This is a genomic window from Stenotrophomonas sp. NY11291, assembly GCF_023277365.1.
Lineage (GTDB): Bacteria > Pseudomonadota > Gammaproteobacteria > Xanthomonadales > Xanthomonadaceae > Stenotrophomonas > Stenotrophomonas geniculata.
Genome location: NZ_CP096975.1, coordinates 2,236,121 through 2,259,822, shown reverse-complemented (window position 1 = coordinate 2,259,822; position 23,702 = coordinate 2,236,121). Strand labels below are relative to the sequence as shown.

The 23,702-nt window shown below is 66.7% G+C and carries 24 protein-coding genes; 22 read left to right on the top strand and 2 right to left on the bottom strand.

Annotated elements, in window-relative coordinates; translation table 11 throughout:
* Position 1: 1 nt before the first annotated feature.
* The 13 genes from fliG (at position 2) to M1L61_RS10525 (ending at position 11,403) form a co-directional block, all read left to right on the top strand.
* Positions 2–988 (top strand): flagellar motor switch protein FliG, encoded by a 987-nt coding sequence (gene fliG, locus M1L61_RS10585; protein WP_024958226.1) that lies wholly within the window; start codon positions 2–4, stop codon positions 986–988.
* Complete coding sequence (locus tag M1L61_RS10580) at positions 985–1,626, top strand: FliH/SctL family protein (RefSeq protein ID WP_019338565.1); 642 nt, start codon at positions 985–987, stop codon at positions 1,624–1,626. The genes fliG and M1L61_RS10580 overlap by 4 nt, the downstream gene beginning before the upstream one ends.
* Positions 1,623–3,008, top strand: a complete 1,386-nt coding sequence (locus M1L61_RS10575; protein WP_010485933.1) for a FliI/YscN family ATPase — start codon at positions 1,623–1,625, stop codon at positions 3,006–3,008. The genes M1L61_RS10580 and M1L61_RS10575 overlap by 4 nt, the downstream gene beginning before the upstream one ends.
* A gap of 3 nt (positions 3,009–3,011) precedes the next feature.
* A complete protein-coding gene (gene fliJ / locus M1L61_RS10570) occupies positions 3,012–3,479 on the top strand; it encodes a flagellar export protein FliJ (protein WP_010485935.1) in 468 nt (155 codons plus the stop codon).
* The gene (locus tag M1L61_RS10565) at positions 3,479–4,624 is read left to right on the top strand and encodes a flagellar hook-length control protein FliK (protein ID WP_248854713.1); all 1,146 of its coding nucleotides are present in this window, start codon (positions 3,479–3,481) and stop codon (positions 4,622–4,624) included. Before fliJ ends, M1L61_RS10565 begins: the two co-directional genes overlap by 1 nt.
* 173 nt (positions 4,625–4,797) lie before the next feature.
* Complete coding sequence (locus M1L61_RS10560; RefSeq protein WP_019338982.1) at positions 4,798–5,313, top strand: flagellar basal body-associated FliL family protein; 516 nt, start codon at positions 4,798–4,800, stop codon at positions 5,311–5,313.
* A 10-nt stretch (positions 5,314–5,323) separates the two neighbouring features.
* Positions 5,324–6,328, top strand: coding sequence for a flagellar motor switch protein FliM (fliM, locus tag M1L61_RS10555; RefSeq protein ID WP_010482429.1), 1,005 nt, complete (start codon positions 5,324–5,326; stop codon positions 6,326–6,328).
* Positions 6,325–6,660, top strand: a complete 336-nt coding sequence (gene fliN, locus M1L61_RS10550; RefSeq protein WP_005409543.1) for a flagellar motor switch protein FliN — start codon at positions 6,325–6,327, stop codon at positions 6,658–6,660. Before fliM ends, fliN begins: the two co-directional genes overlap by 4 nt.
* Complete coding sequence (fliO, locus tag M1L61_RS10545; RefSeq protein ID WP_010482437.1) at positions 6,657–7,076, top strand: flagellar biosynthetic protein FliO; 420 nt, start codon at positions 6,657–6,659, stop codon at positions 7,074–7,076. The genes fliN and fliO overlap by 4 nt, the downstream gene beginning before the upstream one ends.
* 1 nt (position 7,077) lies before the next feature.
* A complete protein-coding gene (fliP, locus tag M1L61_RS10540; RefSeq protein WP_043395553.1) occupies positions 7,078–7,857 on the top strand; it encodes a flagellar type III secretion system pore protein FliP in 780 nt (259 codons plus the stop codon).
* 51 nt (positions 7,858–7,908) lie between these two features.
* Positions 7,909–8,178, top strand: a complete 270-nt coding sequence (locus M1L61_RS10535) for a flagellar biosynthetic protein FliQ (RefSeq protein ID WP_005413254.1) — start codon at positions 7,909–7,911, stop codon at positions 8,176–8,178.
* Between the two features lie 13 nt (positions 8,179–8,191).
* A complete protein-coding gene (gene fliR / locus M1L61_RS10530; protein WP_043395550.1) occupies positions 8,192–8,983 on the top strand; it encodes a flagellar biosynthetic protein FliR in 792 nt (263 codons plus the stop codon).
* Positions 8,984–9,258: 275 nt separating this feature from the next.
* The gene (locus M1L61_RS10525; protein ID WP_248854712.1) at positions 9,259–11,403 is read left to right on the top strand and encodes a bifunctional diguanylate cyclase/phosphodiesterase; all 2,145 of its coding nucleotides are present in this window, start codon (positions 9,259–9,261) and stop codon (positions 11,401–11,403) included.
* 83 nt (positions 11,404–11,486) lie between these two features.
* On the opposite strand, the gene M1L61_RS10520 is transcribed toward M1L61_RS10525, so the two are convergent.
* On the bottom strand, positions 11,487–12,434 hold the full coding sequence (locus tag M1L61_RS10520) for a hypothetical protein (protein ID WP_125438483.1): 948 nt from the start codon (positions 12,432–12,434) through the stop codon (positions 11,487–11,489).
* Between the two features lie 79 nt (positions 12,435–12,513).
* Entirely contained in the window at positions 12,514–13,071 is a 558-nt protein-coding gene (locus M1L61_RS10515) for a hypothetical protein (RefSeq protein ID WP_125438486.1), read from the bottom strand.
* A gap of 274 nt (positions 13,072–13,345) precedes the next feature.
* On the opposite strand from M1L61_RS10515, the gene flhB reads away from it, so the two are divergent.
* From flhB to M1L61_RS10470, 9 genes are all read left to right on the top strand, one after another.
* Positions 13,346–14,476 carry a flagellar biosynthesis protein FlhB gene (gene flhB, locus M1L61_RS10510; protein WP_248854711.1) on the top strand — a complete coding sequence of 377 codons (1,131 nt, stop codon included), beginning with the start codon at positions 13,346–13,348 and terminating at the stop codon, positions 14,474–14,476.
* A gap of 44 nt (positions 14,477–14,520) precedes the next feature.
* A complete protein-coding gene (gene flhA / locus M1L61_RS10505) occupies positions 14,521–16,581 on the top strand; it encodes a flagellar biosynthesis protein FlhA (protein ID WP_248854777.1) in 2,061 nt (686 codons plus the stop codon).
* Between the two features lie 145 nt (positions 16,582–16,726).
* Entirely contained in the window at positions 16,727–18,355 is a 1,629-nt protein-coding gene (gene flhF, locus M1L61_RS10500) for a flagellar biosynthesis protein FlhF (RefSeq protein ID WP_248854710.1), read from the top strand.
* Positions 18,342–19,229 (top strand): P-loop NTPase, encoded by an 888-nt coding sequence (locus tag M1L61_RS10495; RefSeq protein ID WP_010482449.1) that lies wholly within the window; start codon positions 18,342–18,344, stop codon positions 19,227–19,229. Before flhF ends, M1L61_RS10495 begins: the two co-directional genes overlap by 14 nt.
* Positions 19,226–19,969, top strand: coding sequence for an RNA polymerase sigma factor FliA (locus tag M1L61_RS10490; RefSeq protein ID WP_010482450.1), 744 nt, complete (start codon positions 19,226–19,228; stop codon positions 19,967–19,969). The genes M1L61_RS10495 and M1L61_RS10490 overlap by 4 nt, the downstream gene beginning before the upstream one ends.
* 57 nt (positions 19,970–20,026) lie before the next feature.
* Positions 20,027–20,419, top strand: a complete 393-nt coding sequence (gene cheY, locus M1L61_RS10485; protein ID WP_006365466.1) for a chemotaxis response regulator CheY — start codon at positions 20,027–20,029, stop codon at positions 20,417–20,419.
* Positions 20,419–21,024 carry a protein phosphatase CheZ gene (locus tag M1L61_RS10480; RefSeq protein ID WP_010482455.1) on the top strand — a complete coding sequence of 202 codons (606 nt, stop codon included), beginning with the start codon at positions 20,419–20,421 and terminating at the stop codon, positions 21,022–21,024. The genes cheY and M1L61_RS10480 overlap by 1 nt, the downstream gene beginning before the upstream one ends.
* Before the next feature lie 2 nt (positions 21,025–21,026).
* On the top strand, positions 21,027–22,859 hold the full coding sequence (locus M1L61_RS10475; RefSeq protein ID WP_248854709.1) for a chemotaxis protein CheA: 1,833 nt from the start codon (positions 21,027–21,029) through the stop codon (positions 22,857–22,859).
* Between the two features lie 101 nt (positions 22,860–22,960).
* Complete coding sequence (locus M1L61_RS10470; RefSeq protein WP_010482457.1) at positions 22,961–23,701, top strand: flagellar motor protein; 741 nt, start codon at positions 22,961–22,963, stop codon at positions 23,699–23,701.
* Position 23,702 lies beyond the last annotated feature (1 nt).

Sequence of the window (23,702 nt, the reverse complement as noted above, 5' to 3'; positions counted from 1 at the left end):
ACTGACCGGCGTGCAGCGCGCGGCCGTGCTGCTGCTGTCCCTGGGTGAGCTGGATGCAGCCGAAGTGCTGCGCCACATGGAACCCAAGGAGGTGCAGAAGATCGGCATCGCCATGGCCACCATGACCGACATCACCCGCGAACAGGTGGAACGGGTGATGGACCAGTTCGGCCAGGAACTGGGCTCGAAGACCTCGCTGGGCGTGGGCTCGGACGACTACATCCGCAACATGCTGGTGCAGGCGCTGGGCAGCGAGAAGGCCGGCAACCTGATCGACCGCATCCTGCTCGGCCGCAACACCACCGGCCTGGACGCCCTGAAGTGGATGGACCCGCGCGCGGTGGCCGATCTGGTGCGCAACGAGCACCCGCAGATCATCGCTATCGTGATGGCGCACCTGGAAACCGACCAGGCCGCCGACGCGCTGAAGCTGCTGCCGGACCGCACCCGCGTGGACGTGCTGCTGCGCATCGCCACGCTCGACGGCATTCCGCCGAACGCACTCAATGAACTCAACGAGATCATGGAGCGCCAGTTCGCCGGCAACCAGAACCTGAAGTCGTCCAACATCGGCGGCGTGCAGTGCGCGGCCAACATCCTGAACTTCATGGACAGCGGCCAGGACCAGGCGATCCTGGGCGAAATCGCCCGCATCGATGCGCCGTTGAGCAACCGCATCCAGGACCTGATGTTCGTGTTCGACGACCTGGTGGACCTGGACGACCGCGAGATGCAGCTGGTGCTGCGCGAAGTGAGCGGCGAGCGCCTGGGCCTGGCCCTGCGCGGTGCCGACATCAAGGTGCGCGACAAGATCACCCGCAACATGTCGCAGCGCGCGGCCGAGATCCTGCTGGAAGACATGGAAGCCCGTGGCCCGGTGCGCCTGTCCGACGTGGAAGGCGCGCAGCGCGAGATCCTGGCCATCGTCAAGCGCATGGCCGATGAAGGCACCGTCACCATTGGTGGCAGCGCGGAGGCCATGCTGTGAGCAACGTCGTGCGCTGGCTTGCCCCGGACCTGCTGGCCCAGCCCGACCCGGTGCTGGATCAGGAGGATGCGTTCGAACTCACCGAGCCGGACCCGGAACACGAACCCGAGCCACCGCTGCAGCTGCCGACCCTGGAGGAAATCCAGGCCATCCAGGACAGCGCCGAGAAGGAAGGCTTCCAACACGGCCATAACGAAGGTTACGGCCAGGGTCAGGCGGAGGTGCGTCGCCTCGCCGCGCAGATCGAAGGCATCCTCGACAACTTCAGCCGACCGCTGGTGCGGCTGGAGAACGAAGTGGTCGGCGCACTGGGCGAACTGGCGGTACGCATCGCTGGCGCGCTGGTCGGCCGCGCCTACGAAGCTGACCCGGCACTGCTGGCACAGCTGGTCGGTGAGGCGATCGACGCGGTGGGCGGCAGCACCCGCGAGGTCGAAGTGCGACTGCACCCTGACGACATCGCCGCCCTCGCCCCGCTGTTGAGCCTGCCGCCACAACAGCGCCTGGTGCCAGACACCAGCCTCAGCCGCGGCGATCTTCGCGTGCACGCCGAAGCCGTGCGCATCGACGGCACCCTGGAAGCCCGCCTGCGCGGCGCGCTGGACGCGGTGATCCGCCAGACCGGAGCCAATGCATGACCCCCGATCCGCAGCCGACGCCGCCACCGGCCGACTGGGCCATCGCCCGCAACCTGCGCCTGGCCCGTCGGCTCGATGGCCTGCGCGTGGATACCGCCCATGGCCGTGGCCTGATCCGCGAAGGCGTGCTGCGCCGCGCGGTCGGACTGACCCTGGAAGCGGTCGGCTGCGAAGCGCCGCTGGGTGCCAGCTGCAAGGTGGAAGTGGTCGATGGTGGCTGGGTCGATGCCGAAGTGGTCGGCTTCGCCGGCGAGCGCACTTACCTGATGCCGAGCGCGGAACTGCACGGCCTGCTGCCCAATGCGCGGGTGGTGCCGTCCGCACGCCGTGGCGGCGTTGAAGTGGGCGAAGGCCTGCTCGGCCGCGTCATCGACAGCGACGGCGTGCCGCTGGACGGCAAGGGCCCGATCCGCGCCGAGGGCCATGTCGGCATGGCCGGCGTGTCGATCAATCCGCTGGCACGTGAACCGATCACCCAGCCGCTGGACGTGGGCGTGCGTGCGATCAACGCGCTGCTGCCGATCGGCCGCGGCCAGCGTGTCGGCCTGTTCGCTGGTTCTGGCGTCGGCAAGTCGACGCTGCTGGGCATGATGACCCGCTACACCGCCGCCGACGTGATCGTGGTCGGCCTGATCGGTGAACGTGGCCGCGAAGTCCGCGATTTCGTCGAGACCACGCTGGGCGAAGAAGGACTGCGCCGCGCCGTGGTGGTGGCCAGCCCCGCCGACCGACCGCCACTGGCGCGCCTGCACGGCGCCTACCGTGCCACCGCCATCGCCGAATGGTTCCGCGACCAGGGCCTGAACGTGCTGCTGCTGATGGACTCACTGACCCGCTTCGCCCAGGCGCAGCGCGAGATCGGCCTGTCGGTCGGCGAGCCGCCGACCACCCGTGGTTACCCACCGTCGGTGTTCGCCAAGCTGCCGGCACTGGTCGAACGCGCCGGCAACGGCGCCAAGGGCCGTGGCTCGATCACCGCGTTCTATACGGTGCTGACCGAAGGCGATGATCCGCAGGATCCGATCGCCGATGCAGCGCGCGCGATCCTCGACGGCCACATCCTGCTCTCGCGGCGCGTGGCCGACAGCGGCCTTTACCCGGCCATCGACGTCGAATCGTCGGTCAGCCGTGTGGTCACGGAAATCGCCGACGAGCCGTGGCGCCTGCGCATCCGCAAGTTGAAGCGACTGGTCTCGGCCTACTCGGCCAACCGCGACCTGATCGCCATCGGTGCCTACCAGCGCGGCAACGACGCGGCCACCGACGAAGCCCTGGAACGCTGGCCGGAAATCATGGAGTTCCTCGGCCAGGACGTTGCCAAGGCCGCAGATCTCCCGCACAGCCAGGCGGCGCTGCAGCGCCTGGTGGAACAAGAGAGTTAAGCCATGAACCAGTCCAAGCGCATCGATCCCCTGCTGAAGCGGGCCCAGGAACACGAGGACGCGGTGGCCCGCGATCTGGCCGAACGCCAGCGCGTGCTCGATACCCATCTGTCGCGACTGGACGAACTGCGCCGCTACGCCGAGGAGTATGCGAATGCGCAGATGGCGGCGACCAGCCCGGCGCAGCTGCTGAACCGGCGCGCGTTTCTCGACCGCCTCGACAGTGCGGTCGAACAGCAGCAGGCCACGGTCAATGGCAACCGCGAGAAGGTGGAAGCCGAGCGCGCCCGGCTGATCCTGGCCAGCCGTGACAAGGCCGTGCTGGAACAACTGGCCGCCAGCTACCGCGCACAGGAGAAGGTGGTGACGGACCGCCGCGACCAGCGCGAGATGGATGACATCGGTGCCCGCCGCGCCCGCCTGGTACAGATCGAAGACCAGGACGGCGCCGAGCAGGGAGGCCGCTCGTGATGCCCGCGCCATTGACCAGCAGCGCCAACGCGCAGCCACAGAATTCCGGCAGCAGCGCAACGCGCGCGCCACGCGGTGAGGGCAGCAAGGATTTCAGCCAGCTGCTGCAGGGGGGTGCGCCGGGCGCCGATGGATCCTCCAGGCCCTCGAACATGCCCACGTCGCCTGCACAGGGGCCGGCATCCGACAGCAATGGCCAGTCCAGCGCCGAGCGCAGGCCGGACAGCGCTGCCGTACCCGAAGAGACCGCAGCGACGGTGCCCCCGGTGCAAGCCAGGCCCGCTGCCGAAAAGGACGCCTCGGCGACGACCGAGGAAGCCCCATGGCCGCCGCTCGGCCTGGCAGGACTGGTACTGGCGGTACCGACACCTGCCGATCCTGCCGCCACTCTGCCAGCAGTGGCGACGGCCACCGATGCAGACGGCAACGCACTGCCCTCGCCCGCTGCACTGCCGGTCGCAGCAGCCCTGCCCTCCACAGCAGCGGCGACCGCTACGGCCACCGCCGAAGGCGACGCCCCCAATGGGGCCGACCAGGCGACCACTCTGCCGTTGCCTGAGCTGGTGCTGCCCGGCAAGCGCGGCGAGCGCGGTGAAGGCAGCGACGCAACCCTCATCGGCGACCGCGCCACGGCGCCGCTGCTGCATGCACCGGGCAACGCGGCTGTGCAGGATCTGAAGGCCGCGCTGGCCACGGGCAATGCCATCTTCAATGGCGAACCGACACCGAAGCCGGTGCTCGGCGACGATGGTTTCGACCAGGCCATTGGTGCGCGCCTGGGCTGGCTGGCCGACCAGAAGATCGGCCATGCCCACATCCGCCTGAGTCCGGACGACATGGGCCCGGTCGACGTGCGCCTGCAGTTGAACGGCGACAAGGTGCATGCCAGCTTCAGCAGCCCGCACGTGGATGTACGCCAGGCACTGGAAAGCAGCCTGCCGCGCCTGCGCGAACTTCTCGGCGAGCAGGGCTTCCAGCTGGCTCATGCCGATGTCGGCCACCAGGCCCCCGGTGGTGACGGCAATGCGTCGGGCCAGTCCGGTGGCGGCGGCATGGCAGGTGACGGAGAACCGTCGCCAGGCGACGCCAGCCTGTCGTCCGCGCAGTTGATCCGCCAGCGCGGGTTGCTGGACGCATACGCCTGACACCGCGCGAGCGGGTAGCGCCGGGCCATGCCCGGCGGAGCCCCAACCCTCCGCCGGGCATGGCCCGGCGCTACCGATACAGGCATCCGACGGAATTCCGTCGCATCCCTCCGCCCCGGCTCCGGCACACCCCTTGCATATCCCGGTGAAGCAACCCTCAGGAGCTTCACCCCGTGGCCGCAGCCGCTGACAAAACCAAGAAGACCGCCGAGAAGGACAAGGCCGCCAAGCCGCGTAGTCCGATCCTGATCACCGCACTGGTGGCCGTACTGGCCGCCGCTGCCGCCGGTGGCGGCGTCTGGTTCTTCATCCAGTCCAAGCACGAAGAGAAGACCGCGCAGGCCCCGAAGAAGGCCAGCACTCCGGCACCGGCGCAGTACTTCGCGCTGGACCCCGCGTTCGTGGTCAACCTCAACGGCCCGGTCGACGGCCCGCGCTACCTGCAGCTGGAAGTGCAGCTGATGACGCGTGACCCGACCGCGCTGGAAGCGATCAAGACCCATGCCCCCGCCATCCGCGCACGCCTGCTGATGCTGTTCTCGCAGGTCAGCCCGGACCAGATCGCCGATGTCGCCGGCAAGCAGAAGCTGCAGGCCGCTTCGCTGGCCGAAGTGCAGAAAGTGCTCAAGGCCGAGACCGGCAGCAACGGCGCCGACGATCTGCTGTTCACCAGCTTCGTGACCCAGTAAGGGCGCACCGATGAATGACCTGCTGTCCCAGGACGAGATTGATGCCCTGCTCCACGGCGTGGACAGTGGTGCGGTCGAGACCGATCCGGAACCGCCATCAGGCGAGGCGCGTTCGTACGACTTCGCCAGCCAGGACCGCATCATCCGTGGTCGCATGCCGACCCTGGAAATGGTCCACGAGCGCTTCGCGCGGCTGTGGCGGATCGGCCTGTTCAATCTGATCCGCCGTTCGGCCGAACTGTCGGTGCGCGGCATCGAGCTGATCAAGTTCAACGACTACATGCACTCGCTGTATGTGCCGACCAACCTGAACCTGATCCGCTTCAAGCCGCTGCGCGGTACCGGCCTGATCGTGTTCGAACCGACCCTGGTGTTCGCCATCGTCGACAACTTCTTCGGCGGCGACGGGCGCTACCCCACCCGCATCGAAGGCCGCGAGTTCACCGCCACCGAAATGCGGGTGATCCACCTGCTGCTGAAGCAGACCTTCGCCGACCTTCGCGAAGCCTGGGCACCGGTGATGGATGTCGACTTCGAGTACATCAACTCGGAAATCAACCCGCACTTCGCCAACATCGTGACGCCGCGCGAGTACGTGGTGGTGTGCCGCCTGCACGTCGAGCTCGACGGCGGTGGCGGCGACATCCACGTGACACTGCCGTACTCGATGCTGGAGCCGATCCGCGAGCTGCTCGACGCCGGCATCCAGAGCGACCGCAATGACCGCGACGAGAGCTGGGGCCAGACCCTGCGCGAACAGCTCAACATCGCCGAGGTGACCCTGTCCAGCGTACTGGCCAGCAAGCGCATGACCCTGCGCGACCTGACCCAGCTGAAGGTCGGCGACATCCTGCCGATCGAACTCAGCCCGCAGGTGCCGCTGTGCGTGGAGAACATTCCCGTGTTCACCGGCGAGTTCGGCATCGCCAACGGCATGAACGCCGTGAAGATCACCGCTACCCATCCGCCGGGCACCCGCCCGCGCGCACCCGTCATCCAGGAAGACCCGCAATGAACGATATCGACGCCCTCGAACCGACCCCGGCCCAGTTCAGCAGCCTGCAGGCCGATGAGGCGAACGGTCCTGACCTGAACCTGGACGTGATCCTGGACGTGCCGGTGACCCTGTCGCTGGAAGTCGGTCGCGCCCGCCTGCCGATCCGCAACCTGCTACAGCTCAACCAGGGTTCGGTGGTGGAACTGGAACGCGGCGCCGGCGAATCGCTGGATGTGTTCGTCAACGGCACCCTGATCGCCCATGGCGAAGTGGTGGTGATCAATGACCGCTTCGGCGTGCGCCTGACCGATGTGGTCAGCCCGAGCGAGCGGATCCGGAGACTGCGTTGAGCCTGCTGGCCTCCACCCTGCTGGCGGTCGGCAAGACCGCCGCCCCGGTTGGCCCGCAGGTCGGCCAGCATGCGGCCGCCGCACCCAGCCTGTTCGGTGCGGTGCTGGCGCTGCTGGCCGTGCTGGCCCTGGTCGTCGGCCTGGGCTGGTTGCTCAAGCGCATGCCCGGCAGCGGCTTCCGCCCGGCCGAAGGCATGAAGCTGGTGGCCAGCCTCAGTGTCGGCGCCAAGGAACGCGTGGTGGTGGTCGAGGTCAATGGCCAGCAACTGCTGCTGGGCGTCACCGCCGGCGGCATCAACACCCTGCATACCCTGCCCGAACCGCTGCCGCCGCCGGCACCGGTGCGCGTGCCGGACTTCAAGAACCTGCCGAATTTCGCCCAGCTGCTGCAGCAGCGGCTGCGCAAGGACCCCTGACATGCGTGTCACCCGTACCCGTCTTGCCACCCTGATGCCGTGGCTGCTGATGCTTGCCCTGTGCCTGTTGCCGGCACTGGCCTTCGCCGCCCCGGGCGCCCCGACCACGCCGCTGCCGGACATCAACGTGGGCAAAATCGGCGGTGCGCCGGTCAGCCTGCCGCTGCAGACCCTGCTGCTGATGACGGCGATCACCCTGATCCCGTCGATGCTGCTGGTGCTGACCTCGTTCACCCGCATCATCATCGTGCTGGGCCTGCTGCGCCAGGCATTGGGCACCGGCCAGACGCCGTCCAACCAGGTGCTGCTGGGTCTGGCGCTGTTCCTGACCGCAATGATCATGCTGCCGACCTGGGACAAGGCCTGGAGCACCGGCATGGCGCCCTATCTCAATGGCGAGATCGACTTCCAGACCGCCTGGACGCTGACCACCTCGCCGCTGCGCGCCTTCATGCTTGCGCAGATCCGCGAGACCGACCTGATGACCTTCGCCGGCATCGCCGGGCACGGCACCTACGCCAGCCCCGATGCGATTCCGTTCCCGGTGCTGGTCGCCTCGTTCGTCACCAGCGAGCTGAAGACCGCCTTCGAAATCGGATTCCTGATCTTCATCCCGTTCGTGATCATCGACCTGGTCGTGGCCAGCGTGCTGATGTCGATGGGCATGATGATGCTGTCGCCGATGCTGGTGTCGGCACCGTTCAAGATCCTGCTGTTCGTGCTGGTGGATGGCTGGGTGCTGACCGTGGGTACGTTGGCGGCGAGCTTCAATCCGGCGTGATCGAAAGGCAGTCGAGCCTGGCTCGACTCTACATAAGCAGATGGAATCCGAATGTCTCCCGAACTTGCCTTGACCGAACTGCGTGGCGGCCTGATCACCGTATTGTGGGTGGCTGGCCCGCTGCTGCTCACCGTGCTGGTGGTGGGCGTGGTGGTGGGCGTGGTGCAGGCCGCGACCCAGCTCAACGAACCGACCATCGCCTTCGTTGCCAAGGCGGCGGCGCTGACCGCGGTGCTGTTCGCGCTGGGCAGCCTGCTGATCGGCCACCTGGTGGAGTTCACCACGCTGCTGTTCCAGCGCATTCCACACCTGATCGGCTAGGACACGCGCTTCGATGGACGCCGCCACCCAGATGGCAGCCGACGGCCTGCAGGCCTTCGGCATGATCGGCACCGTGCTGTGGACCATGCTGCGCATCGGTGCCGTGGCCATGGCCATGCCGATGGTCGGCACCCGTGCCGTTCCCGCGCGGGTGCGCGTCGTGCTGGCCGGGACCCTGGCCATCGCGCTGGCGCCGCTGCTGCCGCCAGTACCGGACTGGACGGGCTTCGATGCCGCCACGGTCCTGACCATCGCCCGCGAACTGGCCATCGGCGTGTCCATCGGCTTCCTGCTACGGCTGGTGTTCGAGGCCGGGGCGATGGCCGGCGAACTGATTGCCCAGGGCACCGGCCTGGCCTTCGCGCAGATGAGTGACCCACTGCGTGGCGGCACCTCGGGCGTGATCGGCCAGTGGTTCTATCTGCTGTTCGGCCTGCTGTTCTTCACCGCCAACGGGCACCTGGCGCTGATCTCACTGGTGGTGGACAGCTACCGGGCGCTGCCGATCGGCGCGCCGCTGCCCGACCCGCACGCCTTCTTCAGCATCGCCCCGACCTTCCTGCTGACCGTACTGCGCGGCGCATTGACCCTGGCGATCCCGCTGACCGTGGCGATGCTGGCAGTGAATCTGGCGTTCGGCGTGCTGGCCCGGGCCGCCCCGGCGCTGAACCCGATCCAGCTGGGCCTGCCGGTCTCGCTGCTGCTGGGCCTGTTCCTGCTAGCGTTGCTGGCCGGGGAAATGGGTCCGCCGGTACAGCGCCTGTTCGATGCCGCCTTCCAGGCTGCGGACGCGGTCACACACTGAACTGATCATCACGTTTTACTGCTTGCCATGCCTTTGTTTCTGTAGAGCCGAGCCCATGCTCGGCTGTCTTCGGCAGGAGCGGCAGCCGAGCATGGGCTCGGCTCTACAGGGGCGCAATTTCACGTTTTACTGCTTGCCCTTCCCCCGGGTCTGCGCGTTAGAGTGAATGCGCGGCAACCGGGGGGATGCCGCACGTGGCCGCCGCCCTGCGTCGGCCTGCCTCATGCATGCCCCACCGTGGTTTCCGTCGACAGGCAGGTCCGGGAGACTGACGAATGCTGGTAGGCACGTACAACCCGTGGCTGGTGGCGATCTCGTTGCTGGTTGCCGTAATGGCTTCGTACACCGCGCTGGCGATGGCCGGGCGCACGGTCACCGCACCCGGCAAGGGCGCGGCGTGGTGGTGGCGCCTCGGTGGTGGCTTCGCCATGGGCCTGGGCATCTGGTCGATGCATTTCATCGGCATGCTCGCTTTCGACCTGCCCATTCCGCTCGGCTACGACCTGCCCATCACCCTGCTCTCCCTGGCCCTGGCCATCGCCTCGTCAGTGTTCGCACTGTGGCTGGTCTCGCTGCGCACCCTGCCGCATCCGCGCCTGGCTGGCGGCGCACTGTTGATGGGTACCGGCATCGCCGGCATGCATTACGTTGGTATGGCCGCAATGCGCATGCAGCCGGGCATCGACTATGACCCGGGCTGGCTGCTGTTTTCACTGATGGTGGCAGTCGCTGCGTCGTGGACGGCCCTGTATGTGGCGTTCCGCCTGCGTGCGCAGCGCACCCGTGTCGGCGACCGCCTGGCAGCGGCCGGCCTGCTCGGGCTGGCGATCGTCGGCATGCACTACACCGGCATGGCCGCCGCACGTTTTCCGGAAGGCAGCATCTGTGGCGCGGCGGTCGGCGATGGCCTGCAGAGCGAATGGCTGGCGATGCTGGTGGTGGTACTGACCGTCGCAATCCTGGCCGTGGTGCTGGTGGTGTCCTGGCTGGACCAGCGGGTGGAGGCGCAGCTGCTGCGCCTGCGCAATTCCCTGTTGAGCACCTCGCTGACCGACGCACAGCAGGAACTGACCCAGGCTGCACTGCACGACCCGCTCACCCGCCTGCCCAACCGCCTGCTGCTGCAGCGTCGGATCGTGCAGGCACTGGCCGAGGCCGAACAGGGCGGCAGCCGATTCGCAGTGATGTTCATGGACCTGGATGGCTTCAAGCAGGTCAACGATGCCTATGGCCATCAGGCCGGTGATGCACTGCTGGTGGCGGTGGCCGAACGTACGCGCCAGCTGCTGCGCCCCCACGACATGCTGGCCCGTCTGGGCGGGGACGAGTTCGTATTGGTGGTGCGCATCGAGCATGACGAGGACCTTCCGACCCTGGCCCGGCGCATCCTGCAGGCGGTCGGCAGTGGGCCCCTGCTACCGGACAACGAACTGCAGGTGACCGCCAGCATCGGCGTGGCGATCTGTCCCGACCACGCTGCCAGCGAGCGGCAGCTGATGGCCTTTGCCGATGCAGCGATGTACCAGGCCAAGGAATCCGGACGCAACGCCTTCGTGTTGTTCGCCGACTGGATGAATGACAGCGCCGAACAACAGTTCCGGCTGCTGGCCGACCTGCGCCGGGCCATTGGCAGCGAGCAGCTGTTCCTGCACTACCAACCGAAGATCCAGGTAGCCACGCAGAAGGTGGCCGGTGCCGAAGCGTTGATCCGCTGGCGCCATCCGGAGCATGGCCTGATCCCGCCGGACCGCTTCATCCGGCTGGCCGAGCGCAGCGGCGCGATCAACGACATCGGCCGCTGGGCGCTGGACCAGGCCTGCCAGCAGCTGCGGCACTGGCACGATGCCGGCCACGACGGCTGGACGATGTCGGTGAACCTGTCGCCGGTGCAGTTCAGTTCCCCGCACCTGCTGCAGGACGTACGCGAGGTGATCGAGCGCTACGCGATCGCCCCGCGCAACCTGGTGCTGGAGATCACCGAGAGCACGGTGATGCGCGATACCGATACCAGCCTGCGCATGCTGCAGAGCTTCTCCGCCCTGGGCGTGGGCATTTCCATCGATGATTTCGGCACGGGCTACTCCAGCCTGCTGTACCTGAAGCGCCTGCCGGCCACCGAGATCAAGATCGACCATGCGTTCGTGCGCGATCTGGAGCACAGCGCCGAGGATGTGGTGATCGTCTCGGCGATCGTGGCGCTGGGCCATGCGCTGGACATGGACATCGTCGCCGAAGGCGTGGAAACCGCTGCCCAGCGCGCCTACCTGGAGCGGCTGGGATGCGATTACCTGCAGGGCTACCTGCTCGGCCGCCCGGTCGATGCGGCGCGCTTCATGCAGCTGCACGACCTGCCGCGGCCGCGGGTGGAACTGGCGCAGAGCCTTCGATCGGAGCCTCCTCCGACAGACGCAGGGACCTGAGCGCCTGCAATTGCTGGCTCAGCTATCTGCCAAAGGTGGGGACGACGAAAGCGCGCTTTGGTCGTCGCGACGCTGCGAATTCATCACTGTTGATCCATAGGGCCAAGTCCGATCTTTGAAAGAAGATCATCGAAACCTGCGGGGATTGAACTATCTGCTGTCCACCCGTGGATGCTGCCGACGAGTCTTCCATCCCTATAAAAATAGAAGACAGGCATCTTGGAAAAGTCCAGATCGGGCCATTGAGTGTTGTCATAGCTTACAGCGATCTGTTGCGATGGCATGTTGATGTTCCAGGCTCGGATCGCTTCCAGATTAGGGTTCATGCTCGCCGGTGCCAGCCACAATGCGTTGGCGGCGGACATGGCTTTTTTCAGACGGACATCTTTATCTATATCAGTTGCCGCCAGATCTGAAATCCCGCATCCAGCTACAACCACGACTTTCGGCCCTGTTGAGAAATCAATGCTGCTGACAGTCGCTTCACCTCCTTCAAGGCGCACATAGGCAGGCTGGCCTGGCACGTAGCCTTGAAACCTAAGCCTCTCAACTGAGTTAGCTGCGTTCGAACCGGGGTCTACGGCCATCAGCCTATTGGCACTCTCAATGTCCCATGCAGCAAGATGGGCTCTCAGTAAGACGTCGCGATCCTCCCTTGTCCCAGCCCCCCTCGACTCGAGATCATCCAGCAGTCCCACTGCGATTTTTAGATGCGCTTTGAAATCCGGCCCTTTGAAGACAAGATCGTGGGAGAGAACGACATCGAGCATCTTCAATTGATCACGGATTTCTTCTATCCCCGCGCTGTTCGCTCGACCCAAATGACTCTTATTTACCGAATCGACCAACAGCTTCAATCGATAGAGTTTTTCGTCTTGATGCAACGCCTTGTCCTTGGCAATGGCAAGCGCCTGAATGTACTTATTTGAATTCGACGCAGGCGCAACCGATTCCGAGCGGGCAGCTCCTGTTTCCATCATCAATCCGAGCAAAAATACGCTCGCAATTCTTCGCCCTAGCTCAGCTTTCATGATGACTCCATCGTTCGATCACGATTCGAGCTCCGCCCCGTCAGGGGCGGAACCAGTCAGATAACTGCAGGTCCATCGATCAGCGCTTGGGCTTGCACACCGTCCCATCACAGGTGGAGCCGTAGTCATACTCGCACATCGCCAACTTGGGCCCTCGAACCATGCATACCGCGTTCGGATAACGCGTCGGCGGGAACGCTGCGACTTCCACATTGCTCAGCAGAAGCATCGACTCCTCCGACGAGTTCACGGCCTCTCTAGTCTTGTTGAGCGAAAGATCTCCTTGTGCGCCGAACAGAGCCAGAACTCTATAGCTGTCGCTGACAGAGAGATCTCTCAGTGGAAGGTGCGAGTAGGACGCCAGCCCTCCATCCAGGAAGACGAGGGAGTCGACAAACTTCCGCTGAGATTCCGCGGACAGTTTTCTTAGCGGTGAGGATTCATCTGCGGCCAGGTGGCGCTCGAGTTCAGCCTTCGTTCTGATCGGCGCCAGGCTCTTGTGCGTCTCCTGTAACGCGCTGGCAAGCTCAAGCGCGAGACTGCCTGTTTGGTCTTCCGAAGCTTCGACACTGTATGGTCCGAGAATGCATGCGACCAAGCCAATGGATACCAAGCCCAGTGAGCGAAACACGTTCATTGAAACTCCTTTTCATTAGTTTTGACGTTCACATCTTGTGAGCGAATGTCGCCCGCACCAATTTTTATGCGCATGCGAACCATTCGCATTTGCATTTTTATAGCAACGCGAGGTTTATAGCAACCGCCGATTCACCAACTGAATCAAGCAAGGCTCATGTATCAAGTGCATGCAATCCCACCCCACGGTCACATGCGGTAACGCACCAGACCAGGTAATGGGCAGCGGAACAGTTCTTGCACCCACCCCGGCAACCCCTGCCGCAGTGCCCGTGATGTCCGAGAACGAATCCGCCGGCGAAAAGACCGAACAACCTACCGAAAAACGCCTGCGCGACGCCCGTGAACAGGGCAACCTGCCGCGCTCGCGCGAGCTCGGCACCGCCGCCGTGTTCGGCGCCGGCGTGCTCGCGGTGATGGCAATGAGCGGCTCGATCGGCCGTGGCGCCACGGCCTGGATGAAGCAGGCGCTGAGCCCGGAACAGAGCCTGCGGCAGAACCCGAAGGAGCTGTTCGGCCACTTCGGCGACCTGCTGCTGCAGTTCATGCTGGTGATCGCGCCGCTGGTGCTGGCCTGCCTGCTGGCCAGCTTTGTCGCCCCGCTGGTAATGGGCGGCCTGCGCTGGTCGCAGAAGGCGATGCTGCCCGACTTCAACCGCATGAACCCGATGAGCGGGCTCAAGCGCCTGTACGGCCCGGAGGCCATCGCCGAGTTCACCAAGTCGCTGCTGCGCGTGGCCTTCGTCGGCGTCGCCGCCGGCCTGGTGGTCTGGACTGGCTTCGACACCCTCCGCGGGTTGATCCACCACCCGCTGGAGACTGCCATCACCGATGGCCTCGGCTTCACCCTGCGCCTGCTGCTGGCCACCGCCGGTGCGATGCTGGTGCTGGCCGCCATCGATGCGCCGTACCAGCGCTGGAACTGGATGCGCAAGCTGAAGATGACCCGCGAGGAACTGCGCCGGGAGATGAAGGAAAGCGAGGGCAGTCCCGAGGTGAAGGGCCGCATCCGCCAGTTGCAGCAGCAGATGGCCAACCGCCGGATGATGGAGGCAGTGCCCACCGCCGACGTGGTGGTGGTCAACCCCACCCACTACGCGGTGGCCCTGAAATACGAGGGTGGCGCCATGAACGCCCCCACCGTGGTCGCGCTGGGCGTGGACGAGACCGCCCTGCGCATCCGTGAAGTGGCCGACGGCAACAAGGTCGCGATCGTCTCTGCCCCGCCTTTGGCACGCGCCTTGTATCGGGAAGGCCAACTCGGAAAGGAAATCCCCGTGAGACTGTATTCGGCCGTCGCCCAGGTCCTGTCCTACGTCTACCAGCTGCGCGCCTGGCGCACTGGCCCGATGCCGGACGCCCCGCACATCCAGGTGGATGAATTCGGCAAGGGAGGCCGCCCGTGAGCGCCCAGCCCTCCACCGGTTTCAACACCCGCCGCGCTCTGGAAATGATCCGCCAGGGCCTTGGCGCGCCGCTGATCGTGCTGGCCCTGCTGGCCATGGTTGTGGTCCCGCTGGCCGCACCGGTGCTCGATGCGCTGTTCACCTTCAACATCGCCATCTCGCTGATGGTGCTGCTGGCGGTGGTCTACGTGAAGCGCCCGCTGGACTTCACTATCTTCCCGATCGTGCTGCTGATCACCACCATGCTGCGGCTGGCGCTGAACGTGGCCTCCACCCGCGTCATCCTGCTGAACGGCCAGAACGGCCACGACGCCGCGGGCAAGGTCATCGCCGCGTTCGGCGAATTCGTGATCGGCGGCAACTACGCGGTCGGCATCGTGGTGTTCGCAATCCTGACCATCATCAACTTCGTGGTCATCACCAAGGGCGCCGGCCGCGTTTCGGAAGTGACCGCGCGCTTCATCCTGGACGCCATGCCCGGCAAGCAGATGGCGATCGACGCCGACCTCAACGCCGGTTTGCTGACGCGTGAAGAAGCCAAGCTGCGCCGTGAAGAAGTCCGCGAGGAAGCCGACTTCTACGGTGCAATGGACGGTGCCAGCAAGTTCATCCGCGGCGACGCCATCGCCGGCATCCTGATCCTGTTCATCAACATGCTCGGCGGCCTGGCCGTGGGCGTGCTGCAGCATGGCATGCCGTTCGGCGACGCCGCCGCCACCTACACCCTGCTCTCCATCGGTGACGGCCTGGTGGCGCAGCTGCCGGCGCTGCTGGTCTCCAGCGCGGTGGCGATGCTGGTCACCCGCGCCTCGCGCTCGCAGGACATGGCCCAGGCCATGACCGGCCAGGTGTTCGGCCAGTACCGTGCGCTGGCGATCACCGCCGGCATCATCGGCGTGGTCGGCCTGGTGCCGGGCATGCCCAACGTCGCTTTCCTGACGCTGTCCGCGATCCTCGGCTTCTTCGCCTGGAAGGTCTACCGCAAGGGCAAGGCCGAGGCCACCGACCCGGCAGCCGCAGGCAATGACGCCGCCGCGCTCAACGCACTGGGTCGCCCGGCCGCACCGGCGCCCACCGCCGAACTGAGCTGGGACGAGCTGCGCCCGGTCGATCCACTGGGCCTGGAGGTCGGCTATCGGTTGATCCCGCTGGTGGACGCCAACCAGGGCGGCGAACTGATGGCGCGCATCAAGGGCGTGCGCCGCAAGCTGACCCAGGACGTCGGCTTCCTGATTCCGTCGGTGCACATCCGCGACAACCTGGAACTGCCGGCCAACGGCTATCGCGTGCTGGTGCACGGCGTGCCGGTGGCCACCGCCGAGATCCACCCCGACCGGGAACTGGCCCTGGACCCGGGCAGCGCGCTCGGCGCACTGGAGGGCATTGCCGGCAAGGATCCCGCGTTCGGCCTGGATGCCACCTGGATCCAGCCGCACCAGCGCGCCCAGGCCGAAACGCTGGGCTACACGGTGGTCGACCCGGCCACCGTGGTCGCCACCCATCTGTCGCACCTGATCCGCGAACACGCACCCGAGCTGCTCGGCCATGAGGAAGTGCAGCACCTGCTGGCCAACCTGGCCAAGAGCGCGCCCAAGCTCGTCGAAGATCTGACGCCGAAGGCGCTGCCGCTGTCGGCGGTGGTGCGCGTGCTGCAGAACCTGCTGGTCGAGCGCATTCCGATCCGCCAGCTGCGCAAGATCGCCGAGGCACTGGTCGAACATGCGCCCAGCAGCCAGGACCCGGCCGTGCTGACCGCCGCGGTGCGCACCGCACTGGGCCGCTTCATCGTGCAGGAGATCGCCGGAATGTCGGCGGAGCTGCCGGTGTTCACCCTCAACCCGCAATTGGAACGTGTCTTGCAGGAGTCCACGCAGGGCAACGGCGCCGCGCTGGAACCCGGACTCGCAGAGCGACTGCACCAGAGCCTGGCCGAATGTGTCAGCAAGCAGGAAGCGCGAAACGAGCCGGCGGTCGTGCTGGTACCGGGCCCGGTGCGCGCCGCGCTGGCGCGCCTGGTCCGCCACAGCGTCCCGTCGCTGTCGGTCCTGGCCTACAGCGAGGTGCCGGAGGACAAGCGACTGAAGCTGGTCGGAACGATCAGCTGACGCCGCCCACCGATGCGCCAGAAAACAGACACCACTTTCGAACCAACGCAACAGACAGACACCAAGGGGAACCCGCACCGTGCAGACCACCGACCACCCGAGTTCTCCGACCGCCACCCCGCCGTCTTCGTCCCGTGACCACAGCATGAAAATCAAACGATTCGTCGCCGCCGACATGCGCTCGGCCATGAACCTGGTGCGCAAGGAACATGGTCCTGACGCCGTGATCCTGTCCAACCGCCGGATCGAGGAAGGCATCGAGATCGTCGCCGCCGCGAACTATGACGAGAGCGCCGTGCAGCGTGCACTGGAAGCCTCGCGCCGTGACGTGGCACCGCCGCCGGCACCCAAGCCGCGCACCGCCGCCGATGCCGTCATTGCCGCAGTCACCCGCCGTCGCAGCAACACCCCCGCTCCGGAACCGGTTGCCGCGACCACCTCGGCCGTGGCCGCCCTCGCCCGCGCCGCGGTCGGTGCCACCGGCCGTACCCTGGACAGCGCCGACGAGATCGTGCCGACCCGCGGCAGCACCGGCTTCGCCGCGACCTTGGCCCGCGCTGCCGTCAACGAACCGGCGCTGCCCGAACAGATCTTCGCCCCGTTCGCCGAGGCCATCGTTGCACCGGCATCGGCACCGGCCGACAGCGCGCCAGCCAACCGTGCCCGCTTCCAGATCGACCCGCCGCACGAGATGCATCACGAAAGCGCGGCCCCCGCCGTGCAGCCGCCGCCGCTGCCGGGCGCGGCTCCGACCGAAGCACAGCCGGAGATCGCCGCCAGCGAACCGGCAGTGGCCGACGCCGTCATCGAAACCTCGCCGGAGCCCACCCTCGCCCCGGCCCCGGTGCTGACCGTGGTCGCCCAGGACGACGCCGAGATCCGCCAGCTGCGCCAGGAAGTGGCCGGCATGCGCCAGGTGATCGAGCGCGAGATGAACCGCTTCACCGACGAGCGCCTGCGTGGCTGCCCGGTGCGCGCCACCGCGCTGGACCTGATGGACGAGTACGGTTTCGACGCCGGCCTGGCCCGCGACGTGGCCATGCAGATCCCGCTGGAGACCGAAGCCCACCGTGGCCGCGGCCTGATGCTGGGGCTGATTTCGCGCAAGCTGCCGATCGCCCCGGTCGACCCGCTGGAAGAAGGCGGCGTGATCGCCCTGGTTGGCCCGACCGGCGCCGGCAAGACCACCACCATCGCCAAGCTGGCCTCGCGCTTCGCCGAGAAGCACGCGCCGCGTGATGTGGCCCTGGTCACCACCGACACCACCCGCATCGGTGCCCGCGAGCAGCTGTACGGTTACGGCCGCCAGCTCGGCATCGCGGTGCACGAGGCCAACAGTGGCACCGACCTGGACCAGCTGCTGGAACGCCTGAAGGACTACAAGCTGGTGCTGATCGACACCGCCGGCCTGGGCCCGCGCGACCGCGCGCTGGCCGCCCAGCTGCAGTGGCTGCGTGCCGCCCGCCAGGTGCGCACCCTGCTGGTGCTGCCGGCCAATACCAGCTTCGGCGACATGGACGAGGTGGTCCGCCGCTTCGGCGCCGCCAACCTGCAGGGTCTGGTGCTGAGCAAGCTGGACGAGACCGGCCGCTTCGGCAACGCCCTGTCGGTGGCCGTGGACCATGCCCTGCCGATCACCTGGGTGACCGATGGCCAGGACGTTCCGGAGGACCTGCACCGGGCCAGTGCGGCCAATCTCGTACTTCGCCTTGAAGATTTGCGCCGCGCGGCCGATATGCCCTGCAACCCGGAGTTGAACCATGCCGTCGCGTGAGTACGCCAAGCTGACCAAGACCTTCCCGCTGTCGGCCACCCGCAGCGAGCCGCTCGGCCCTGTGCGCACCATTGCCGTCACTGGCGGCAAGGGCGGCGTGGGCAAGACCAACGTTTCGGCCAACCTGGCCGTGGCGCTGGCTGGCATGGGCAAGCGCACGCTGCTGCTGGACGCCGACCTTGGCCTTGCCAACATCGACGTGATCCTGGGCCTGAACCCCACCTTTACCCTGGCCGACCTGGTCGCCGGCCGCTGCACGCTGGATGACGTCATCGTCGAAGGCCCGAACGGCGTGCTGGTGGTCCCGGCCGCGTCCGGTCGCCGGCACATGGCCGAGCTGGCCCCGGCCGAGCACGTCGGCCTGGTCAACGTGTTCTCCGAACTGGAACGCGAACTGGACATCATGGTGGTGGACACCGCCGCCGGCATCACCGATGGCGTGCTGACCTTCTGCCAGGCCGCGCAGGACACCGTGGTGGTGGTCTGTGACGAGCCGGCCTCGATCACCGACGCCTATGCGCTGATCAAGGTGCTGTCGCGCGAGCGCGGCGTGGACCGCATCCAGGTGGTGGCCAACATGGTGCGCGACCCCAACGAGGGCCGCGTGCTGTACGAAAAGCTGACCCGGGTCTGCGAGAAATTCCTCGCCGATGTCTCGCTGAACTATCTGGGCTGTGTGCCGCAGGATGATTGGCTGCGCCTGTCGGTGCAGCGCCAGCAGCCAGTGGTAAAGGCCTACCCGTCCAGCCCGGCCGCGTTGGCGATCACCGAGATTGCCCGCCGTACCGCACGCTGGCAGGCGCCGACCGAACCGCGCGGCGGCGTTGAGTTCTTCCTCGAGCGTATTCTCAAGCAGCGCGGGGTGGCCGCATGAAAGGCGCAGCCCAGTACCGGGAAGTCCAGCGCACGGCGGCCAACGAGGTCATCGCCCAGCATTCGGACCTGGTGCGGCGCATCGCCCACCACCTGGCCGCACGCCTGCCGGCGAGCGTCGAGGTCGACGACCTGATCCAGGCCGGCATGATGGGACTGATCGAAGCCTCGCGCAGCTATGACGCCGACCAGGGGGCTTCGTTCGAGACCTATGCCTCGATCCGCATCCGCGGTTCGATGATCGATGAGATCCGCCGTGGCGACTGGGTGCCGCGCTCGGTGCACCGCCGTGCACGTGATGCCGCCGCCACCATCCGCCGCCTGGAACAGAGCAGTGGCCGTGCCGCCAGCGCCACCGAAGTGGCCGCCGCGATGGAGATGCCATTGCCCGAGTACCTGCGGCTGATGGAAGACGCTGCCCGTGGCCAGGTGCTGAGTCTTGAATCGCGCATCGAGGACCAGGGCGAGCTGGACACCGTGGCCCAGGGCGGCCCGACCCCGCAGCAGGTGCTGGAGCGCGGCGAGTTCGGCCGCGAGCTGGGCAAGGCCATCGGCCACCTGCCCGAGCGCGAACAGCTGGTGCTCTCGCTGTACTACGAGCAGGAACTGAACCTGAAGGAGATCGGCGCGGTGCTCGGCGTGAGCGAGTCGCGGGTCTGCCAGATCCACGGCCAGGCGGTACTGCGCCTGCGTGGCCGGCTGAAGCTGTTCGAGGCCGCCGACGCCGGCCTCGAAGAATGAACATCCCCGAGGCGGCTGCCCCCGGCCGTCCGGAATGAACAACAAAGGAATTCTGCTTTGAACAAGAACATGCGCATCCTGATCGTCGACGACTTCTCGACCATGCGTCGAATCGTCAAGAACCTGCTGGGCGATCTGGGCTTCACCAATACCGCCGAAGCCGAGGACGGGCATGCCGCGCTGTCGCTGCTGCAGAGCCAGCCGTTCGATTTCGTGGTCACCGACTGGAACATGCCGGTGATGACCGGCATCGAGCTGCTCAAGGCGATCCGTGCCGATGCCAAGCTGAAGACCCTGCCGGTGCTGATGGTCACCGCAGAAGCCAAGCGTGAACAGATCATCGAAGCCGCCCAGAGCGGCGTGAACGGCTACATCATCAAGCCGTTCACCGCGCAGACGCTGGAAGAGAAGCTCGGCAAGATCTTCGAACGCCTGGCGGCCAGCGCCTGATGGATACCACGGTCGACAAGAGCGCCCTCGCCCTGCGCCTGCAGGAGGCCCTGGACGCACTCGAGTCCGGTGACGAAGCCGCCTGGCGGCAGCGCATCGACGGACTGGTCGCGCTGCGCACGCAGCCGATGATGAGTGGGCTCTCGCGGCTGGCCCGCGAACTGGGGCAGGCGCTGGGTGAACTGCCGACCGTGCCGAGCGAAGCCGGGGAACTGGACGATGCCTGCGCGCGCCTGGACCACGTGGTGGCGATGACCGAGCAGGCCACGCACCGCACCCTGGACCTGGCCGAGGAATGCCGCAGCCTGACCGAACAGCTGCGCGCCGAAGGCCTGCAGCCGGGCCAGGACGCGCAGCTCGAGCGCATCCGCCACAACCTGACCGAGATCGCCCTGACCCAGAGCTACCAGGACCTGACCGGGCAGATCATCCGTCGCGTGGTGGGCATCGTCCGCCGCGTGCACGAAGGCTTCGGCGCACTCGGCCTGCCACCGGAACAGCATCGCACCGACCCGGAACTGGCCGGGCCGGCACTGAAGGGACTGGACCGCCACGCGGTCTCGCAGAACGACGCCGACGACCTGTTGTCGGATCTGGGGCTGTAAGCATGAGCGCGGTATCCGACGACATCACTGCCGATTTCATCATCGAGGCACAGGAAATCCTGGATCGCCTCGGCGAACAGCTGGTGTCGCTGGAGCAGGCACCGCAGGACAGCGATCAGCTCAACGCGGTGTTCCGCGGCTATCACACGCTCAAGGGCGGCGCCGGCTTCCTCGGCGTCACCGCCATGGTGGAGCTGTGCCATGCCGCTGAAGAAGCGCTGGGCGCCGCGCGTGCCGGCCAGGCGGTGCTGCAGGCCCATCACTTCGACGCGGCCCAGCAATCGCTGGACTACCTGCAGTCGATGCTGGATGCAGTTTCCTCCGGCACCGAGCCGGGCTATGCACCGCCGGACCTGATCGCCCAGTTCGACGTACACGGCGGTACCGTGGCGGCACCCGCCGCCGCAGCAGCACCCGCCGCGGGTGGCAGCGACCTGATCACCGACGACGAATTCGAGGCCCTGCTCGACCAGCTGCATGGTGGCAACGCGCCGACCGCGGTCGCACCAGCGAAGAAAGCCGACGACGGACTGATCAGCGAAGACGAGTTCGAAGCCCTGCTCGACCAGCTGCACGGTGGCGCCGCACCGGGCACCAAGCCTGTTGCCGCCGTGGCACCGGCGCCGGTTGCAGCCCCGCGCCCGGTCGCCGCACCGGCACCGGTGGCAAAGCCGGCCGCCAAGCCGTTGGCCGAGGCCGAACACACCGTACGCGTAGACACCAAGCGCCTGGACGCGATCGTCAACCTGATCGGCGAACTGGTGCTGTCACGCAATCGGCTCAAGACCCTGCGTGCACGCCTGCGCGATGAAGAATTGGACCGCGCCGTGTCCACACTGGACATCGCCACGGCCCGCCTGCAGTCGGCGGTGATGCGTACCCGCATGCAGCCGGTGGGCAAGGTCTTCTCCCGCTTCCCCAAGGTGGCCCGCGACGTCGCCCGCTCGCTGAAGAAGGAAGTGGACCTGGAACTGATCGGCGCCGAGACCGAGCTCGACCGCAACCTGGTCGAAGCGCTGGCCGACCCGCTGGTGCACCTGGTCCGCAACGCCATCGACCATGGCGTGGAAATGCCCGACCTGCGCGAGGCGCAGGGCAAGCCGCGGATGGGCCACGTGCGGCTTTCGGCGCAGCAGGAAGGTGACTACGTCAGCATCGAGGTGCAGGACGATGGCGCCGGCATCGACCCCGAAAAGCTGCGTGCCAAGGCACGCGAGAAGGGCCTGATCGATCCGGAAGCCGCTGCGCGCCTGAGCAGCGAGGAATGCCTGCACCTGGTGTTCCTGCCCGGCTTCTCGACCAAGCAGCAGGTCACCGACATCTCCGGCCGCGGCGTCGGCATGGACGTGGTGCAGTCACGCATCCGCGAACTGAGCGGCCAGATCCAGATCCAGTCGGAGCTGGGCCGTGGCAGCCGCTTCCTGATCCGCGTGCCGCTGACCCTGGCGATCCTGCCGACCCTGCTGGTGCAGGCCGGTGAGGACGTCTACGCGCTGCCGCTGGCGCGCGTGATGGAAGTGCTGCACGCACCGCGCACGTCGCTGGGCTGGTTCGATGGCCGTGCCGTGCTCGACCGCCGCTCGCACACCCTGCCGCTGGTCGATCTCCGCCAGTGGCTGGATGTGACGCCGGCCGCCTCGCCCCTGCTGACCATCGTGGTGCTGCAGGCCGGCGAAGCGCGCTTCGGGCTGGTCGTGGACCAGGTGCGCGGGCGCGAGGAAGTGGTCATCAAGCCGCTGCCGAAAGCCCTGCGCGGCCTGCGTGGTTATGCAGGTGCAACCTTGATCGGCGATGGTCGCATGGCCTTGATCCTGGACGTGGACGGACTGCGATGACCCCCGCCGGGCGTCGCCCGGCGACCCGAAAACTGTGACTACCGTCTGTACGCGATCTACCGGTGTCTCAAGTCCCATTCATACACGCCGATACCGGAACCATGGATAGACTCAGCCTCATTGGACTCTTTCTCGCCCTGGCCTCGCTGGTCGGTGGCAGCATCCTCAAGGGCGCCGGCCTGGCGTCGTTGTGGTCGCCTGCGGCGTTCGTGATCGTCATCGTCGGCACCGTCGCCGCGATCCTGCTGCATACCTCGCCGGCGGTGTTCAAGCATGCGTTCAAGATCGTGCGCTGGGTCGTGCGCCCGCCGCACAGCGATCGCCGCGAACTGATCCAGCAGATCGTCGAGTGGAGCAACATCGCCCGTCGCCAGGGCCTGCTGGGCCTTGAATCGCAGGTGGAAGCGCAGCAGGACCCGTTCCTGCGCAAGGGCCTGCAGCTGCTGGTGGACGGCGTCGAGCCCGAATCGATGCGGCACATGCTGGAAATCGAACTAGGCAGCCAGGAACACCAGGACCAGGCCGGTGCCAAGGTATTCGAGGCGATGGGCATCTACGCGCCCACGCTGGGCATCATCGGCGCCGTGCTCGGCCTGATCGCGGTGATGAAGAACCTGGCCGACCCGAGCAAGCTGGGCCACGGCATCGCTGCCGCGTTCACCGCCACCATCTACGGCATCGCCTCGGCCAACCTGCTGTTCCTGCCGGTGGCCGCCAAGCTCAAGAGTGTGATCTCGCACAACACCCGCGATCGCGAAATGGTCATCGAAGGCCTGATTTCGATCGCCCAGGGCGAGAACCCGCGCAACATCGAAACCAACCTTTCCGGCTTCCTGCACTGAC

What these genes read in the sequence shown, in the direction of transcription:
- fliP (WP_043395553.1), top strand. Translation starts at nt 7,078, where the DNA reads ATGCGTGTCACCCGTACCCGTCTTGCCACCCTGATGCCGTGGCTGCTG.
- M1L61_RS10525 (WP_248854712.1), top strand. Translation starts at nt 9,259, where the DNA reads ATGCTGGTAGGCACGTACAACCCGTGGCTGGTGGCGATCTCGTTGCTG.
- M1L61_RS10535 (WP_005413254.1), top strand. Translation starts at nt 7,909, where the DNA reads ATGTCTCCCGAACTTGCCTTGACCGAACTGCGTGGCGGCCTGATCACC.
- fliJ (WP_010485935.1), top strand. Translation starts at nt 3,012, where the DNA reads ATGAACCAGTCCAAGCGCATCGATCCCCTGCTGAAGCGGGCCCAGGAA.
- fliN (WP_005409543.1), top strand. Translation starts at nt 6,325, where the DNA reads ATGAACGATATCGACGCCCTCGAACCGACCCCGGCCCAGTTCAGCAGC.
- M1L61_RS10475 (WP_248854709.1), top strand. Translation starts at nt 21,027, where the DNA reads ATGAGCGCGGTATCCGACGACATCACTGCCGATTTCATCATCGAGGCA.
- flhF (WP_248854710.1), top strand. Translation starts at nt 16,727, where the DNA reads ATGAAAATCAAACGATTCGTCGCCGCCGACATGCGCTCGGCCATGAAC.
- fliM (WP_010482429.1), top strand. Translation starts at nt 5,324, where the DNA reads ATGAATGACCTGCTGTCCCAGGACGAGATTGATGCCCTGCTCCACGGC.
- M1L61_RS10495 (WP_010482449.1), top strand. Translation starts at nt 18,342, where the DNA reads ATGCCGTCGCGTGAGTACGCCAAGCTGACCAAGACCTTCCCGCTGTCG.
- M1L61_RS10520 (WP_125438483.1), bottom strand. Translation starts at nt 12,434, where the DNA reads ATGAAAGCTGAGCTAGGGCGAAGAATTGCGAGCGTATTTTTGCTCGGA.
- M1L61_RS10515 (WP_125438486.1), bottom strand. Translation starts at nt 13,071, where the DNA reads ATGAACGTGTTTCGCTCACTGGGCTTGGTATCCATTGGCTTGGTCGCA.
- M1L61_RS10575 (WP_010485933.1), top strand. Translation starts at nt 1,623, where the DNA reads ATGACCCCCGATCCGCAGCCGACGCCGCCACCGGCCGACTGGGCCATC.
- M1L61_RS10565 (WP_248854713.1), top strand. Translation starts at nt 3,479, where the DNA reads ATGCCCGCGCCATTGACCAGCAGCGCCAACGCGCAGCCACAGAATTCC.
- fliR (WP_043395550.1), top strand. Translation starts at nt 8,192, where the DNA reads ATGGACGCCGCCACCCAGATGGCAGCCGACGGCCTGCAGGCCTTCGGC.
- flhB (WP_248854711.1), top strand. Translation starts at nt 13,346, where the DNA reads ATGTCCGAGAACGAATCCGCCGGCGAAAAGACCGAACAACCTACCGAA.
- M1L61_RS10480 (WP_010482455.1), top strand. Translation starts at nt 20,419, where the DNA reads ATGGATACCACGGTCGACAAGAGCGCCCTCGCCCTGCGCCTGCAGGAG.
- M1L61_RS10490 (WP_010482450.1), top strand. Translation starts at nt 19,226, where the DNA reads ATGAAAGGCGCAGCCCAGTACCGGGAAGTCCAGCGCACGGCGGCCAAC.
- flhA (WP_248854777.1), top strand. Translation starts at nt 14,521, where the DNA reads ATGATCCGCCAGGGCCTTGGCGCGCCGCTGATCGTGCTGGCCCTGCTG.
- M1L61_RS10470 (WP_010482457.1), top strand. Translation starts at nt 22,961, where the DNA reads ATGGATAGACTCAGCCTCATTGGACTCTTTCTCGCCCTGGCCTCGCTG.